Genomic DNA, 15107 nt, shown 5'->3' on the forward strand with positions numbered 1-15107 from the left:
CTAAGCTGCGGGCATGGCCAGGTACTTCGACGTGCATCCGGACAACCCGCAACCGCGTGCGATCGGCCAGGTCGCGGAGATGATCCAGGACGGCGGGCTGGTCGCCTACCCGACCGACTCCTGCTTCGCGCTCGGGTGCCAGCTGGGGAACAAGGCCGGGCTGGAGCGGATCAGGGAGATCCGCCACCTCGACGACCGCCACCACTTCACGCTGGTCTGCAGGGACTTCGCGCAGCTCGGGAAGTTCGTGCACATCGGCAACGCGGTGTTCCGGTCGATCAAGGCGGCCACGCCGGGCAGCTACACCTTCATCCTGCCGGCCACCAGGGACGTGCCGCGGCGGCTGATGCACCCGAAGAAGAAGACGGTGGGGGTGCGGATCCCGGAGCATGCGGTGGCGCAGGCGCTGCTCGCCGAGCTGGGCGAGCCGTTGCTGTCCAGCACGTTGCTGCTGCCCGACGAGGAGGAGCCGCTCACCCAGGGGTGGGAGATCAAGGAACGGCTGGACCACGCGGTGGACGCGGTGATCGACTCCTCGGACTGCGGAACCGAGCCGACCACGGTGATCGACTTCTCGCTGCCGGAGCCGGAGATCGTCCGGCGGGGGGCGGGGGATCCGGCCCGGTTCGAGGGCTAGTACCGGAGCGACCGGCCGGCGGCGGCGACTGAGGTTAAGCTGCCCGGCATGGCCAGCACCAGGGAGTGGTTCGAGAGCGTCGCCGAGGCGCAGCGGCGGGCGAAGCGGCGGCTGCCGAGGTCGGTCTACCTCGCGCTGGTCGCGGGCACCGAGCGGGGGATCACGCTCGAGGACAACGTGAACGCGTTCGGCGAGCTGGGCTTCCGTCCGCACATCGCCGACCTGCCGCGACAGCGTGAGCAGGCCACCACGGTGCTCGGCCAGGAGATCTCGTTCCCGGTGATCATCTCGCCGACGGGGGTGCAGGCGGTGCATCCCGAGGGCGAGGTGGCGGTGGCGCGGGCGGCGCAGGCCGCGGGCACGGCGATCGGACTCAGCTCGTTCGCCAGCAGGTCGATCGAGGACGTGGCGGCCGCCAACGAGCGGACGTTCTTCCAGGTCTACTGGGTGGGCTCGCGGGAGAGCATCCAACAGCGGCTGGAGCGGGCCAGGGCGGCGAAGGCCAAGGCGCTGATCGTCACGCTGGACTGGACGTTCGCGCACCGGCGGGACTGGGGCAGCCCGGCCATTCCGGAGCGGCTGGACCTCAAGGCCATGGCCAGGTTCGCGCCCGAGGTGCTCCGCCGCCCGCGCTGGCTGCTGGACTTCGCCCGCACCGGCAAGCTGCCCGACCTCACGGTGCCCAACCTGGCCAACCCGGGCGAGCCGGCGCCGACGTTCTTCGGGGCGTACGGGCAGTGGTTGGGCACGCCGCTGGCGAGCTGGGACGACATCAGGTGGCTGCGCGAGGAGTGGGGCGGCCCGTTCATGATCAAGGGGATCATGCACCCGGATGACGCCCGGCGGGCGGTGGACATCGGGGTCAGCGCGATCTCGGTGTCCAACCACGGCGGCAACAACCTGGACGGCACGCCGGCCACCATCCGCGTGCTGCCGTCCATCGTGGAGGCGGTCGGCGACCAGATCGAGGTGCTGCTGGACGGCGGGATCCGGCGGGGCAGCGACGTGGTCAAGGCGCTCGCGCTGGGCGCCAGGGCGGTGATGGTCGGCCGCGCCTACCTGTGGGGGATGGCCGCGAACGGCGAGGCCGGCGTGGCCAACGTGCTGGAGATCCTGCGCGGCGGGATCGACGAGGCGCTGCTCGGGCTCGGCCGGGCGTCCGTGCACGACCTCGTGCCCGAGGACCTGATCATCCCGTCGGACTTCACCCGGGCGCCGGCACCGGCCTGAGCCCGCCTGCCGGCGCGCGGCGTCAGCGGCGGGTCCAGTTGCGCGCCATCCGGGTGCCGGCGAGGGCGGCGGCCAGCACGCCGATCATCGCGCCGATGCCCAGCGTGATCAGCGTGTTGGGGAACACCGGGGCCAGCACCGAGAAGGCGGGCGCCACGATCGAGGCGATGTTGGACCTGGTCGCGAGCTGGGCGATCTGGCCCTGCAGGTCGGCGACCTGGCCCTGCAGGTCCGCGACCTGGGCCGGCGGGGTCGCCGGGTTGGCCAGCTGCTTCTGCAGGTTGTCCAGCTGGGCTTGGGTCCGTGCCCGGTCGCCGGCGTCGTTGGCCACGTCGAGGTAGCGGCGGGCCACCGCGTCGGCAAGCTGGATGCCGGAGCCCCGGTCGGGGTGGTTGACCTGGATCTGGATGATCTCGCTGTTCGGGACGATCGTGGCGATGACGTTCTTGGTCAGGTAGTCCACGGGCACGCCGGTGCTGTCCGCGACGGGCTGGAGCACCTCACGGCCGGTGATGATCACCGTCTGGGTGGTCAGCGTGCGGTCGGCGTCGCCGGCGCTGGAGCGGTCGCTGAGGTTGTAGCGGATGGTCGCCTGCGCGGCGTAGACGTGCGGCAGCGCCATCGTGGCGACCAGGCCGAGGGCGACCCCGAGCACGACCAGGATGGCCGACACCAGCCCGATACGGACCTGCTGCGGCTTGGTCAGTGACGGCCGGGAGGGCGGTCGCTGGCCGGGTGGCCCGAAGCCACCGCCCGCCGGCGGGCGGTACTGGCCGGGTACCGGTGGCGGCCCGGGTGGCCGAGGGGCCGGGCGGCCAGCGCCCCCGGCCGGGGCCGAGCTGGGGGTAGCCATCGGCAACGTGTCTCCTCGTGGGGCTCGCGGGTCAGGTTGTATCGGGCCACGACGGTATACCGTCAGTCACCAGGCTAGAGCCCTGACCCTGAGAACGCCGCGGTGAAATTCATCGTCCGCCGTGTCGCGCGGCGTGTCGCCATCCGGACCATCCGTCGACCTCGATCCGGATCACCGGGCCCGCCGGCGGGTCGGTCAGGTACTGCGGATACTTCGCCCGCAGCCGGCGTATCGGGTCGGCGCGGCCCGGCTCGTCGGTGAGCACCCGCGCCCGGCCGTCCGCGCGGACCCACCACAGCGCCGACCAGTCGGCGTCGTCATAGTGCTCGGCCAGCACCGCGACCCGGTCATTGCCGGCGATGTTGCGCAGCCGGCGCAGGTCGGTGGTCGTCTTGGGCTTCTGGTCGACCGCGATCACGATCACCGAGCCGTCCAGGTCGAACGTGACGGGCACCAGGTGCGGGCGGTTCAGCTCGGTCACGGTGGCCAGGTAGGCCACCCGCGCGGAGCCGAGCAGCCGCCGCGCCTCCGGTTCGGCCAGCCGCATGCCGTCGAGGGTACGCACCCGTGAGTGGTTAGCGTTGTCATAGCAACGCTAACCACTCACGGGTCAGTGGCCGGAGTCGCGGACGGCGCGCCAGCGGCGCATGATGTCCGGCGTCTGTGCGGTGACGAACTCGAAGAACCGGCGGGTGTCCTCCAGCCGGGTGCCGGCCGTGGTCTCGGACCCGGCGGCCTTGACCCCGTCGCCCAGCAGCCGCGCCCACCGCGCGTAGATGCGGTCCTTGCGGGCGATCGACTCGTACCACATGTCGTCGGAGAGCCGGTAGCGGTCCCGCCGCTCGCCCGGCTCGCGCTCCTTGACGACCATCTCCAGCTGGCCGAGGTAGCGGACCGCGCCGGACACGGCCGCCGGGCTCACCCGCAGCAGCTCGCCGATCTCGCCGGCGGTGGCGCCGCCGGACTCGGTGACCAGCAGCGCGACCAGCACCCTGGCGGCCATCCGGGGCATGCCGGCGTCGGCGAGCTCGAGGGCGAACCCCTCCACGAACCTCGCCAGCGCATCTTCGTCGCGATCGCTCATCGACCCCCCTTCGGGAGTGGAGGCTACACGGCTGATACAACTTTCACAAAGTTGTGAAAAGAGAGTAGGTTGCCGGCTCATGACCATGACGACCTCGTTCGACCAGGCCCTGCCGCTTGTTCGACAACTGGCCGACCCGTCGGCCGACCTGCCCCAGGTGGGCGGCAAGGGCGCCTCGCTGGCCCGGCTGGCCGCCGCCGGGCTGCCGGTGCCGACCGGGTTCCACGTCACCACCGAGGCCTACCGGCGCTTCGTCGCCGAGGCCGGCCTGAAGGACCCGATCCTGGCCGCCGTGGCCGGCGCCGACCCGGCGCGCCCGGACTCCCTGGAGACCGCGGCGGACACCATCGCCGCGCTGTTCGCCGAGCACCCCATCCCGGACGAGACGGCCGCCGCGATCGCGGAGTCCTACCGCGCGCTCGGCGCTGACGTCCCAGTGGCGGTGCGCTCCTCGGCGACCGCGGAGGACCTGCCCGAGCTGTCCTTCGCCGGCCAGCAGGACACCTACCTGAACATCCGCGGCGTGCCGGCGGTGCTGGACGCGGTGCGGCGCTGCTGGGCGTCGCTGTGGACCGCCCGTGCCATCGGCTACCGGGCGCGCACCGGCATCGACCCGGACGAGGTGAGCCTGGCCGTGGTGGTGCAGGAGCTGGTCACCGGGGCCGCCGACGCGGCCGCCGGCATCCTGTTCACCGCCAACCCGATGACCGGCGCGCGGGACCAGATCGTGATCAACGCCGGCTGGGGGCTCGGCGAGGCGGTGGTCGGCGGGCAGGTCACGCCGGACACGGTGGTCGTGGATCGCGCGAACGGCGCCGTCGTGGTGCGGCAGACGGCCGACAAGACGGTGATGACCGTCCGCACCGAGCACGGCACCGAGGAGGTCGACGTCCCCGACGAGCTGCGCCGCCGGCCGGTGCTCACCGACGCCGAGGTGGCGACGCTGGCCGGGCTGGGCGAGCGCATCGAGCGGCTCTACGGCGCGCCGATGGACGTGGAGTGGACCCGGCGCGACGGCACGTTCTACGTCGTGCAGGCCCGGCCGATCACCACGCTGCGCGTGGCCGTACCCACGCTGCCCGACCACGACTCCGCCGACGGCGGCCACCAGGTCTGGAACGACAGCCTGGCCGGCGACTTCCTGTGGACGTCGACCAACATCGGCGAGGCGGTGCCGGACGTGGTCACCCCGCTCGGCTGGTCCGTGGTCAAGATCTTCCTGGCCGGCTCGCTGCCGGTCGACGAGGTCGCCGGGCACAAGCTCGCCGGGATCATCGGCGGGCGGCCCTACCTGAACCTCAGCATGATCTACGGCCTGGCCGACGCGTTCTTCATGGGCCACCGGGCGCGGACCGGGGCCGAGCAGGTGTTCGGCTCGGTGCCGGCCGGGATGTCGGTGCCGCCGCTGGGGGAGTCCCGGTGGCGGATCATCCGGGAGGCGCTCGGCAAGGTGGTCAGGTCCAAGCGGAAGATCGCCGCCGACCGGAAGAACTTCGCCCAGGTGGTCGGGGACACCCCGGGCCGGTGCGCCGAGCTGCGCGCCAGGGTCCGGTCCGCCGGCACCCCGGCCGAGCTGGCCGAGCTGTGGCGCGCCGAGCTGGGGCCGCTGCACGGCCGGGTCTCCTCGATGCTCGGCGCCGGCACCCGCGACGACGAGAGCGCGCTCTCGATGGACGGTGACGAGCTGCGCGGGCTGGTCGGCGAGGAGGACGCGAACCTGCTGCTGTCCGGTGCGAAGGCCGACGGGAGCACGCTGGACAGCCTCGGCCCGGTGGTCGGGCTAGCGAAGGTGGCCAGGGGTGAGCTGGACCGGGAGGACTTCGTCCAGAAGTGGGGGCACCGGGGTCCGCACGAGCTGGACATCTCCGTGCCGCGCCCGGCGGAGGACCCGCACTGGCTGGACGGCCAGCTCGCCGGGCTGGCCGGGGCCGAGAAGGACGCGGTGGCGCTGCTGGAGCGCCAGGACGTGGCGCGGGCGCGGGCCTGGGAGCGGGTGTTGAAGGCGGACCCGGAGAAGGCCGCGCGGTTGCGTACCAAGCTGGACGCCTGGAGCGAGGCGGCCTCGCTGCGGGAGCGGGCGCGCTCGGAGGCGGTCCGGGTGTTCTGGGTGGTCCGCGACTGGGCGCTGCGCGCCGGGGAACTGACCGGTCGCGGTGACGACGTGTTCTACCTGGACCTGGACGAGCTCCTCGCGCTGCTGGACGGCACCCCTGGTGAAGCGCTCGGCGAGGTCGCGGCCCGGCGCGCGACCCACGACCGCTACGCCGCGCTGCCGCCGTACCCGACGTTCATCCGGGGCGCGTTCGACCCGTTCGCCTGGTTCGCCGACCCGAACCGGCGCAGCGACCGCTACGACGCCACCGCCAGCCCCTCGGCGGCCCCGGTCAGCGACACGATCACCGGCTACCCGGGCGCGGCCGGCGTGGTGGAGGGCACCGCGAGGGTGCTCACGAACGCCGCCGAGGGCGAGTCGCTGCGGCCGGGGGAGGTGCTGGTCACCATGATCACGAACGTGGGCTGGACACCGCTGTTCCCGCGCGCCGGCGCGGTGGTCACCGACGTCGGGGCGCCGCTCTCGCACGCCGCGATCGTGGCCCGCGAGCTGGGCATCCCGGCCGTGGTCGGCTGCGGCGACGCCACCATGCGGATCCGCACCGGCGACCGGGTCAGCGTGGACGGCTCGCGCGGCACCGTGCGGGTGCTCTAGGAGGTCAGAGCAGGAACCGGAACAGCGGGCTGTCCGGCGGGACCAGCTCGATGTGCGGGGGCGCGGCGTGCATGCGCTCCAGCAGGCCGTCCAGGTCCTCGGGCCGGCCCAGCTCGATCCCCACCAGGGCCGGGCCGGTCTCCCGGTTGTTGCGCTTGACGTACTCGAACAGCGTGATGTCGTCGTCCGGGCCGAGCACGTCGTCCAGGAACCGGCGCAGCGCGCCCGGCTCCTGCGGGAAGTCGACCAGGAAGTAGTGCTTGCGGCCCTCGTGCACCAGCGCGCGCTCGACGACCTCGGCGTAGCGGCTGACGTCGTTGTTGCCCCCGGAGAGCAGGCAGACGATCGTGCTCCCGTCCGCGATGTCGCCGGCCGCGCCGCTGGCCAGCGCGGCCGTGGCGAGCGCGCCGGCCGGCTCGGCGATGATGCCGTCGGACTGGTACAGCTCCAGCATCTCCACGCACACCCTGCCCTCGGGCACGGTGGTCAGGCTGGCGGCGCCGTCACGCACGCCGGCGGCCACGATCGGATGGGTGACCGCGCCCGCCCGGCGCACCGAGGCGCCGTCCACGAACGGGTCCACCTCGTCCAGGTCCACCGGCCCGCCGGCGGCGACGGCGGCGGCCATGCACGCGGCGCCGGCCGGCTCCACGCCGACCACCCGCACCTCGGGATGCCGTTCGCGCAGCCAGACCAGGGTGCCGGCCAGCAGCCCGCCGCCGCCCACCGGCACCACCAGCACGTCCGGCTCGCGCCCGAGCTGGCTGAGCACCTCGCGGACCACGGTGCCCTGCCCGGCCACCGTCCTAGGGTCGTCGAACGGGGGCACCTGGGTGGAGCCGGTGTCGCGGGCGTCGGCGAGGGCGGCCGCGGCGGCGTCGTCGTAGCCGTCGCCGACCACCCGGACGTCCACCACCTCGCCGCCGAGGAAGGCCACCCGGTCGCGCTTCTGCCTCGGCGTGGTGCGCGGCAGGTAGACCCTGGCCTGCACGCCGAGGCGGGCGCAGGCGTAGGCCACGCCCTGGGCGTGGTTGCCGGCGCTGGCGCACACCACGCCGTCCGCGCGGGCGTCCTCGTCGAGCTGGGCGATCAGGTTGTAGGCGCCGCGCAGCTTGTACGAGCGCACCGGCAGCAGGTCCTCGCGCTTGAGCCAGACGGCGGCGTCCAGGCGGGCGGTGAGCCGGCCGTTGGGTTGCAGGGGGCTCGGCGCGATCACGCCGCGCAGCCGCGCCGCCGCCTCGTCCACGTCGCCGGCGGTCACGGAGATCATCTGGGTGGCACCTGTCACGGGCCGACCGTGCCACGAGCGGCCGGGGCGCCGACGCGCGGGGGGATCACGCCGGCGCGCAGACGCCCTTGGCGGCCAGCACCCTGGCGGTGGCGGCGGCCACGTCCCGCGCGGGCAGCTGGCCGGACTGGACGGCGGCCTGCAGCCGATCCAGCACCGGCGGCACCGGCTCCCCGCTGGTCCACAGCGCCACGTCCGCCCCGGCGCGCAGCGCGGCGAACACCGCGTCCGGCAGGCTGTAGCGGTCGGTGATGGCGCGCATGGCGCCCAGGTCGTCGGTGTACACCAGCCCCCCGAAGCCGAGGTCGCCGCGCAGCAGCCGGTAGGCGGCCGGGCTCACCGTGGCCGGCAGCCCGTCGGTGAGCCCCGGCACGATCAGGTGGCCGACCATCACCGCCGTCGGCTCGGCGGCCATCAGGTTGCGGTAGGGCGCCAGGTCGGCGCCGAGCAGCGCGTTCAGCGGCGGCGTGGTGACCTCGCCCTTGTGCGAGTCGCCGCTGGAGCGACCGTGCCCGGGGAAGTGCTTGAGCACCGGATACACCCCGGCGTCGCGCAGGCCGGCCGCGAACGCCCCGGCGTAGCGGGTCACCCGGTCCGGGTCGGAACCGAAGGCGCGGTCGCCGATCACGCCGCCGGAGGATGCGCCGGGGTCGGTCATGTCCACCACCGGGGCCATGTCCATCGTGATGCCCCGGGCGCGCAGCTCCCGGCCCCGCTTGGCGGCCAGCTCGCGGACCTGCGCGGGGGTCATGGTGGCGGCCATCGCCCGGGCGCTCGGGATGGAGCCGTCCAGCTCGTCGATGCGCTGCACCCGGCCGCCCTCGTCGTCCACCGCGACGGTCACCGGCAACGGGCCGGCCGCGCGCATCGGGGCGAGCGCGTCACCCTTGAGGATGTCCGTGGGGTTGCCGCCGATGAAGATCCCGCCGATGCCGGTCTCGGCGACGACGGCGCGCGCCGAGTCCGGCCGGGCCGGGTTCACCCCGACCATCAGCCGCTGCGCGAGCTGTGCCCGTATCGGCATCTGGGCCACCCGGTCCGCGCAGCTGGGCTGGCGCGGCTCGGCGGCCGGCGGGCGGTTCTCGGGCGACCCCGGCGAGCCGGCCGGCCACGTCGTCCAGTTCGTCCATCTCGCGAGGCCGATGCCCAGGCCGGCCACGACCAGCAGGGCCAGCGCGATCAGGCCGAGGCGGCGCCTGGTGCGGGGCCGCAGTGGCACCATGCGGTGCCGGCCGGACCCGTTGGGCTGGGTCCGGTTCGAGGTGGGGAGCTGCTGCCGGCTGATATAGCAATGCTAGCGCCCTGTGCGGGGTGGACGTGCGCCGACCCCGCTACGGCTCGGCTATGGCACGGTGGCCAGCCGTACCCCCAGGCCGACCAGGAGCGTCCCGGTGACGGCCTCGACCGCGCGGCGCACCCTCGGGCGGCGCAGCACGTCACCGGCGCGCGCGATGACCGCCGAGTACAGCACCAGCCAGCCGAAGGTCATCGCCGCGAACAGCGCGCCGAGCAGCAGCAGGGTGGCGAAGGCGGCCGGGCCGGGCGGCGCGAACTGGGGCAGCAGGCTGGCGAAGAACACCGCCATCTTGGGGTTGCCCAGGTCGCTGATCAGGCCCTGCCGGTAGGCGGCGAGCGGTTGCAGCCTGGGCCGCCGCGCCGGTGCCTGGGCGGACCCGCCGTCGGACGACCGGCGCCACGCCGCCCGCAGCGCCTGCACGCCCAGGAACGCCAGGTAGGCGGCGCCGGCGTACTTGACGGCCAGGAACAGCGGCTCGGAGGCGATCAACAGCGCCACCACGCCGGCGCTGGTGGCCACCGCCCAGACGAGCTGCCCGCTGGCCACCCCGAGCCCGGTCAGCACCCCGCCGCGCCACCCGCCGGCCAGCGCCCCGCGCACGGTGACCACCGTGTCCGGCCCCGGCGTCATGATCACGACGGCGGAGACGCCCACGAACGCGAGCAGGGTCGCGGCGTCCATTCAGCTCCTCCGGCGGCCGGCTGGGCGTTCGTGCTCGGCGAGCATGCGGCGCTTGCCGGCCAGGATGTGGTCCTCCATCAGGCGGGCGACCGCGTCGGCGTCGTGCGCCTCCAGGTGGCGCAGGATGGCGCGGTGCTCGTCGTTGGAGCTGCGCCGGGCGGAGGCCGGTTCGAGCCCGTGCCGGCGGAACAGGTGCAGCTCCTTGGACACGTTGTCGTACAGCTCGACCAGCCGGGGGTTGCCGGACAGGGCCACCAGGTGGCGGTGGAACTCGACGTTGAGCGGGTAGTAGTCGTCCATGCCGGCGGCGTCGGCCAGCCGTTCGATCTTCGCCCGCAGCAGGTCGGCGTCGTCCCCGGTGAACCGCGCGGCGGCCAGCCGGCCGGCCAGCCCGAACAGGCTGGCCCTGATGTCGTAGAGCTGCGCGGCCTCCTCGACGGAGATCTCCCGCACGAACATGCCCCGGTTGGCGCGGAACTCCACCAGCCGGGTGCGTTCCAGGTGACGGCAGGCCTCCCGGACCGGACCCCGGCTCACGCCCAGCCGCATGGCCAGCGCCGACTCGTTGATCCGGTCGCCGCCCTCCAGCACCCCGGTGATGATCATCCGTTCCAGCTCCTCGACGATCAGGTGGGGCAGCGAGGTCGCCTGGCGTTCGGCCACCCGGCGCTGCAGCGCCGTGATCGGGCCGGTGCTCTCGGCCATGAACCTCCTCGGGGCCCGGACTGGAACGTCAACTGTCAGCGATTAACTGCCAAGCCGCGTTTCGGGCCGTCACACCGACAGATCATCACTTTATTAGCACGTCGCCGTCCGAAATAGCAAATCGTTGACAGTTGGCGATTTGGTGGCTCAGACTCTGCCGCACCGTTGGAGCCGACCCCCAGGGGGTGCGATGAAGATCAAGGACATCCGGGCGAGCGTGCACACCACCTCGATCGAGGTGCCGCTGCTGTCCGGGAAGGTCAGCGGCTACGGCCGTGAGGAGCAGCGCGAGTTCGTGTTCTGCGAGGTGGAGACCGACCAGGGGCTGACCGGGGTGGCGATCACCGGGCATTTCCTGGCCAGGTCGGTGGTGGCCGCCCTGCACGAGCACTTCCTGCCGGTGGTGGCGGGGATGGACCCGCGCGAGGTGGAGGCGGTGCACCAGCGGGTGGGGCGCGCGCTCAACCCCCGGGCGATGACCGGCGTGGTGTCCAGCGCGCTGTCGCTGCTGGACATCGCGCTGTGGGACATCGCCGGCCGGCACGCCGGGCGTTCGGTGGCCAGCCTGCTCGGCGGCGCGCGAACCGAGCTGCCGGTGTACGCCACCTTCGGGTTCCCGCAGTACGACAGGGACACCCTTGCGGCGGCGGCCCGGCTGCACGTCGACGCCGGGTTCCGGGCGCTGAAGCTGGTGGTCGGGGTGGACCCCGGCGGCTGGCGGGAGGATGCGGCCCGGGTGCGGGTGGTGCGCGAGGCGGTCGGCGACGACGTGGACATCATGATCGACGCCAACTACCTGTTCACCCCGACGGACGCGAAGTTTCTGTGCCGGGCAGTGGCGGACTGCGACCTGACCTGGTTCGAGGAGCCGCTGCACCAGAACGACGCGCGGGCCATGGCCGACCTGCGGGCGCACACCGCGATCCCGCTGGCGGGCGGGCAGATGGAGGGCCACCGCTGGCGGCTGCGCGAGCTGGTCGAGCACCGCGCGGTGGACATCCTGCAGCCCAACGCCTGCTACTGCGGCGGGTTCACCGAGGCGCGCAAGGCCGCGCACCTGGCCCAGGCGTACAACCTGCCGATCGCGCACGGCGGCGGCTGGCCGCTGTTCAGCATGCACACCCTGGCCGGGCTGGCGAACGGCTGGATCCTGGAGTGGCACCTGGGCATGGCGCAGGTCGGTGGCCTGCTCTTCCCGGACTCCCCGGTGCCGGCGAACGGCCGGATCACCGTCCCGGACCGGCCGGGCCTCGGCCTGGACGTGGACCGTGACGCGCTGCGCGACACGCTCGTGACGGACGGGTGAGCCACGATGACCACCCAGACCGGCAACGACGCCGGTACCAGGGCGGCACAGGCCCCACGCTGGCGCCGGCTGGCCACCAACACCAGCGTTCAGGTGCTGGTGGCGGCGGTCGCGGCGGCCGTGTTCGGCGTGCTCGCGCCCGGTGCGGCGGCCGGCCTCAAGCCGCTGGCCGACATGTTCATCGCGCTCATCCAGCTGGTCATCGCGCCGATCGTGTTCCTGGTGATGGTCACCGGGATCGTCACCGCCGGCGGCATGAAGACGGTCGGGCGGATCGCGCTGAAGGCGATCATCTACTTCGAGATCGTCACCACCGTCGGGATGCTGCTCGGGCTGCTCGCGGTCAACCTGTTCGGCCCCGGGCACGGCGTGGCGCCGCCGGGCGGGGCCTCCGGCGAGCTGTCCACCTACGTCAAGGGCGGCTCGGAGAAGTCGTTCACGGAGTTCCTCACCGACGTGGTGCCGCACAACGCCGTGAACGCCTTCGCCACCGGCAACATCCTGCAGGTGCTCGTGTTCGCGGTGCTGTTCGCGATTGCGCTGCTCGGCCTGCCGCGCGAGGTGTCCGACCCGATCCTGCGCGGCTGCCAGAAGCTGTCCGAGGTGTTCTTCCGGATCGTCGGGGTGGTCATGCTGTTCGCCCCGATCGGCACCTTCGGCGCGGTGGCGTACACGGTCGGGAAGTACGGCCCGGAGACGCTGACCGCGCTGATGAAGCTGGTCGCCGTCTCGTCGCTGGCGCTCGCCGTGTTCGTCACCGTCGTGCTCGGCGCCGCCACCCGGATGGTCGGCGTCTCGCTGTTCCGGCTGGTGCGCGAGCTGCGCAAGGAGCTCTACATCGTGCTCGGAACGTCCTCCTCCGAGGCGGTGCTGCCCCAGCTCATGGCGCGCCTGGAAAGCTTCGGATGCCGGCGCCGGGTGGTCGGCCTGGTGGTGCCGACCGGGTACTCGTTCAACCTCGACGGGGTCGCCGTGGTGATTCCGATCTGCGTCGTGTTCATCGGGCAGGTCTACGGCATACCGCTCACCTTTGGCGACCAGCTCGCCCTGTTCCTGGTCTTCCTCATCCTGTCCAAAGGCACCGCCGGGGTCACCGGATCCGCATTCGTCACGCTGGCGAACACGGTGGCCGCCACCAGCCTCGTGCCCATCGCCGGCCTCGCGCTCATCCTGTCCGTTGACCGTTTCCTCTCGCTCGTGCGGGCCCTGACCAACGTGCTCGGAAACGCCGTGGCCACCGTCGTCGTGGCCCGCTGGGAACCGGGCGGAATGGACGACGAACTGGCCGCCCGTACCATCGCCCGCCCGCACCGTCGGAAATAAGGAGAAAGCATGCCGAAAATCGTCGCCATCCACGAGGGAACGGTGCCGATCAGCTCATCCATGAGCAACGCCTACATCAACTTCCGGGACATGGACTGCTCGATCGTCGCGGTGGTCAGCGACGTGGTTCGGGACGGCCGTCCGGTGGTCGGGTACGGGTTCAGCTCGAACGGCCGCTACAGCGTGGGGGAGATCCTGCGGCGGCGGGTGATCCCCCGGCTGATGGCGGCCGGTCCGGAGGAGCTGCTGACCGAGGACGGCTCGAACATCGACCCCGCGCGGGCCTGGGCCGTGATGACCCGCAACGAGAAGCCGGGCGGCCACGGCGAACGGTCGGTGGCCGTCGGCGTGGTGGACATGGCGTTGTTCGACCTGGCCGCGAAAATCGACGAGGAACCGCTGTACCGGTGGCTGGCGCGGCGCCATGGCCTGGGCCAACCGGATAACGACGTGTTCGTCTACGCCGCCGGCGGCTACTACGCGCCCGGAAAGGGAATCCACGAGCTGCAGGACGAGATGAGACATTTCCTCGATCTGGGCTACCGCGTGGTCAAGATGAAGATCGGCGGAGCGGGACTCGGCGAGGACATCGAACGCATCGAGGCGGTGCTGGATGTTCTCGACGGGGACGGCTCACGCCTCGCGGTCGACGCCAACGGCCGGTTCGACCTGGACACCGCGCTGGCCTATGGCCGTGAGCTGGAACCGTACGGACTGTTCTGGTACGAAGAACCGGGCGACCCGCTCGACTTCGCCCTGCACGCCACCCTCGCCGAACACTATTCCGGCCCGCTGGCGACCGGCGAGAACCTCTTCTCCCTCCCGGACGCGCGCAACCTCCTCCGCTATGCCGGAATGCGCCCGGACCGCGACGTCATCCAGGTCGACCCGGTGCTCAGCTACGGCCTCGTCGAATACCTCCGTATCCAGGAAATGCTCCGCCAACAAGGCTGGTCACCCCGGCGGTGCATTCCGCACGGCGGCCATCAGTTCGCCCTGCACATCGCCGCCGCCCTCGGCCTCGGCGGCAACGAGTCCTACCCCGGCGAGTTCCAGCCCACCGGCGGGTTCGCCGACTCCGCCGTGGTCCGCGACGGCCGGATCGCCCTCACCGAGTCCCCGGGCATCGGCTTCGAAGAGAAGTCCACGCTGTACAAGGTCTTCCGCGGCCTGCACACCTGAGGGTTGACAATGGCCAGCGGTCACGGACGCCGCTAGTCCAAGGTGCCTCGTCGGCGGAGGACGGCCACCGGACGGGCCGGCTTGATCTTGTCGTGGTAGGTGGCACGCCGGGCCTGTCGGCCTCCGTCGATGCGGAGCTCGACGTCGCTGTAGAAGCTGTCGATGTGTTCGTCGATGGCGCCGAGGCTGGCGTCCACCTCGCCGCCTTCGATGGCATCGACAAGATCGTGGTGGGACTGCTCGAACGTCTCGGGCGTGTGGGACCGCAGCATCTGGGGGTAGAACAGGATGCTCAGCCTCGGGTACAACATGCGCATCGCGGCGGCGAGCGTGCCGTGGTGGGCGGCATCGCAGATGGCGAGGTGGAAGCCGAGGTCGAGGTCGAGGAGCTCGTCGACACGGCCGGCGGCGAAGGCTGGACCCATCTTCCTCGCGAGCTGACGAAGACCGGCGATATCTTGCCCGGTCGCGCGCAACGTCGCGCCGGCGATGGAGAAGTACTCGACCTGACGTCGTAACGCGACGATCTCGTCGATCTCGTCCCTGTCGATGGTGGCGACGCACGCGCCGGCGAACGGGCGCACCTCAACCAGGCCTTCGTGGTGAAGAGTCTTGATCGCGTCCCGGATCGGTCCCCGGCTCACGCCGAGGCGGCTCGCGAGGTCGCGTTCGACGATGCGTTCGCCCGGTGCCAACGCGCCGGTGGCGATGAGACGGCGCAGCTCGACAACCGCGGTGTCGCCGAGGAAGCCACGCATCTCGATGTTGTCGGACTCCGTCATGGGGAACATCTTCCACCACACCACTCTTGGTA

14 protein-coding genes are annotated in these 15107 nt (G+C 72.3%); 6 read left to right on the forward strand and 8 right to left on the reverse strand.

From position 1 onward, the window contains the following. Positions 1–13: 13 nt before the first annotated feature. Entirely contained in the window at positions 14–637 is a 624-nt protein-coding gene (locus N912_RS0110685) for an L-threonylcarbamoyladenylate synthase (RefSeq protein ID WP_028922421.1), read from the forward strand. A 48-nt stretch (positions 638–685) separates the two neighbouring features. After that, a complete protein-coding gene (gene mftD, locus N912_RS0110690) occupies positions 686–1867 on the forward strand; it encodes a pre-mycofactocin synthase MftD (RefSeq protein WP_028922422.1) in 1182 nt (393 codons plus the stop codon). 22 nt (positions 1868–1889) lie between these two features. On the opposite strand, the gene N912_RS0110695 is transcribed toward mftD, so the two are convergent. The 3 genes from N912_RS0110695 to N912_RS0110705 form a co-directional block, all read right to left on the reverse strand. Further along, positions 1890–2720: a YveK family protein gene (locus N912_RS0110695; protein WP_084210796.1), complete on the reverse strand. Its 831-nt coding sequence runs from the start codon at positions 2718–2720 to the stop codon at positions 1890–1892. A 109-nt stretch (positions 2721–2829) separates the two neighbouring features. After that, positions 2830–3285, reverse strand: a complete 456-nt coding sequence (locus N912_RS0110700) for a TIGR03668 family PPOX class F420-dependent oxidoreductase (protein WP_342670846.1) — start codon at positions 3283–3285, stop codon at positions 2830–2832. A 45-nt stretch (positions 3286–3330) separates the two neighbouring features. Further along, positions 3331–3804 (reverse strand): GbsR/MarR family transcriptional regulator, encoded by a 474-nt coding sequence (locus tag N912_RS0110705; protein ID WP_028922425.1) that lies wholly within the window; start codon positions 3802–3804, stop codon positions 3331–3333. A gap of 79 nt (positions 3805–3883) precedes the next feature. On the opposite strand from N912_RS0110705, the gene N912_RS0110710 reads away from it, so the two are divergent. Next, on the forward strand, positions 3884–6511 hold the full coding sequence (locus tag N912_RS0110710) for a PEP/pyruvate-binding domain-containing protein (protein WP_211261206.1): 2628 nt from the start codon (positions 3884–3886) through the stop codon (positions 6509–6511). Positions 6512–6515: 4 nt separating this feature from the next. On the opposite strand, the gene ilvA is transcribed toward N912_RS0110710, so the two are convergent. The 4 genes from ilvA to N912_RS0110730 all read right to left on the reverse strand — a co-directional run bounded on the left by ilvA (position 6516) and on the right by N912_RS0110730 (position 10482). Beyond that, positions 6516–7781, reverse strand: coding sequence for a threonine ammonia-lyase IlvA (gene ilvA / locus N912_RS0110715; RefSeq protein ID WP_156993395.1), 1266 nt, complete (start codon positions 7779–7781; stop codon positions 6516–6518). A gap of 64 nt (positions 7782–7845) precedes the next feature. Further along, positions 7846–9021, reverse strand: a complete 1176-nt coding sequence (locus tag N912_RS0110720) for a glycoside hydrolase family 3 N-terminal domain-containing protein (protein ID WP_028922428.1) — start codon at positions 9019–9021, stop codon at positions 7846–7848. Between the two features lie 120 nt (positions 9022–9141). Further along, the gene (locus N912_RS0110725) at positions 9142–9777 is read right to left on the reverse strand and encodes a LysE family translocator (RefSeq protein WP_028922429.1); all 636 of its coding nucleotides are present in this window, start codon (positions 9775–9777) and stop codon (positions 9142–9144) included. Next, on the reverse strand, positions 9778–10482 hold the full coding sequence (locus N912_RS0110730) for an FCD domain-containing protein (RefSeq protein ID WP_028922430.1): 705 nt from the start codon (positions 10480–10482) through the stop codon (positions 9778–9780). Between the two features lie 190 nt (positions 10483–10672). Between N912_RS0110730 and N912_RS0110735 the strand changes: the two genes are divergently transcribed. The 3 genes from N912_RS0110735 to N912_RS0110745 are packed head-to-tail and all read left to right on the forward strand — an operon-like array spanning position 10673 to position 14293. Then, the gene (locus tag N912_RS0110735) at positions 10673–11788 is read left to right on the forward strand and encodes a mandelate racemase/muconate lactonizing enzyme family protein (RefSeq protein ID WP_028922431.1); all 1116 of its coding nucleotides are present in this window, start codon (positions 10673–10675) and stop codon (positions 11786–11788) included. 6 nt (positions 11789–11794) lie between these two features. Continuing rightward, a complete protein-coding gene (locus N912_RS50980; RefSeq protein WP_051580018.1) occupies positions 11795–13111 on the forward strand; it encodes a cation:dicarboxylate symporter family transporter in 1317 nt (438 codons plus the stop codon). Between the two features lie 9 nt (positions 13112–13120). Then, positions 13121–14293 carry a mandelate racemase/muconate lactonizing enzyme family protein gene (locus N912_RS0110745; protein WP_028922432.1) on the forward strand — a complete coding sequence of 391 codons (1173 nt, stop codon included), beginning with the start codon at positions 13121–13123 and terminating at the stop codon, positions 14291–14293. A 32-nt stretch (positions 14294–14325) separates the two neighbouring features. On the opposite strand, the gene N912_RS63385 is transcribed toward N912_RS0110745, so the two are convergent. Next, positions 14326–15075, reverse strand: a complete 750-nt coding sequence (locus tag N912_RS63385) for a GntR family transcriptional regulator (protein WP_169747858.1) — start codon at positions 15073–15075, stop codon at positions 14326–14328. Between the last annotated feature and the right edge of the window lie 32 nt (positions 15076–15107).

The sequence above is a fragment of the Actinospineispora acaciae DSM 45401 genome (assembly GCF_000620785.1).
GTDB classification, from domain to species: Bacteria; Actinomycetota; Actinomycetes; order Mycobacteriales; family Pseudonocardiaceae; genus Pseudonocardia; species Pseudonocardia acaciae.

Excerpts from the sequence above, each read along its gene's own strand:
- N912_RS0110685 (WP_028922421.1), top strand. The coding sequence starts at position 14 with ATGGCCAGGTACTTCGACGTGCATCCGGACAACCCGCAACCGCGTGCG.
- N912_RS0110735 (WP_028922431.1), top strand. The coding sequence starts at position 10,673 with ATGAAGATCAAGGACATCCGGGCGAGCGTGCACACCACCTCGATCGAG.
- N912_RS0110720 (WP_028922428.1), bottom strand. The coding sequence starts at position 9,021 with ATGGTGCCACTGCGGCCCCGCACCAGGCGCCGCCTCGGCCTGATCGCG.
- ilvA (WP_156993395.1), bottom strand. The coding sequence starts at position 7,781 with ATGATCTCCGTGACCGCCGGCGACGTGGACGAGGCGGCGGCGCGGCTG.
- mftD (WP_028922422.1), top strand. The coding sequence starts at position 686 with ATGGCCAGCACCAGGGAGTGGTTCGAGAGCGTCGCCGAGGCGCAGCGG.
- N912_RS0110730 (WP_028922430.1), bottom strand. The coding sequence starts at position 10,482 with ATGGCCGAGAGCACCGGCCCGATCACGGCGCTGCAGCGCCGGGTGGCC.
- N912_RS50980 (WP_051580018.1), top strand. The coding sequence starts at position 11,795 with ATGACCACCCAGACCGGCAACGACGCCGGTACCAGGGCGGCACAGGCC.
- N912_RS0110745 (WP_028922432.1), top strand. The coding sequence starts at position 13,121 with ATGCCGAAAATCGTCGCCATCCACGAGGGAACGGTGCCGATCAGCTCA.
- N912_RS63385 (WP_169747858.1), bottom strand. The coding sequence starts at position 15,075 with ATGACGGAGTCCGACAACATCGAGATGCGTGGCTTCCTCGGCGACACC.
- N912_RS0110695 (WP_084210796.1), bottom strand. The coding sequence starts at position 2,720 with ATGGCTACCCCCAGCTCGGCCCCGGCCGGGGGCGCTGGCCGCCCGGCC.
- N912_RS0110725 (WP_028922429.1), bottom strand. The coding sequence starts at position 9,777 with ATGGACGCCGCGACCCTGCTCGCGTTCGTGGGCGTCTCCGCCGTCGTG.
- N912_RS0110710 (WP_211261206.1), top strand. The coding sequence starts at position 3,884 with ATGACCATGACGACCTCGTTCGACCAGGCCCTGCCGCTTGTTCGACAA.
- N912_RS0110705 (WP_028922425.1), bottom strand. The coding sequence starts at position 3,804 with ATGAGCGATCGCGACGAAGATGCGCTGGCGAGGTTCGTGGAGGGGTTC.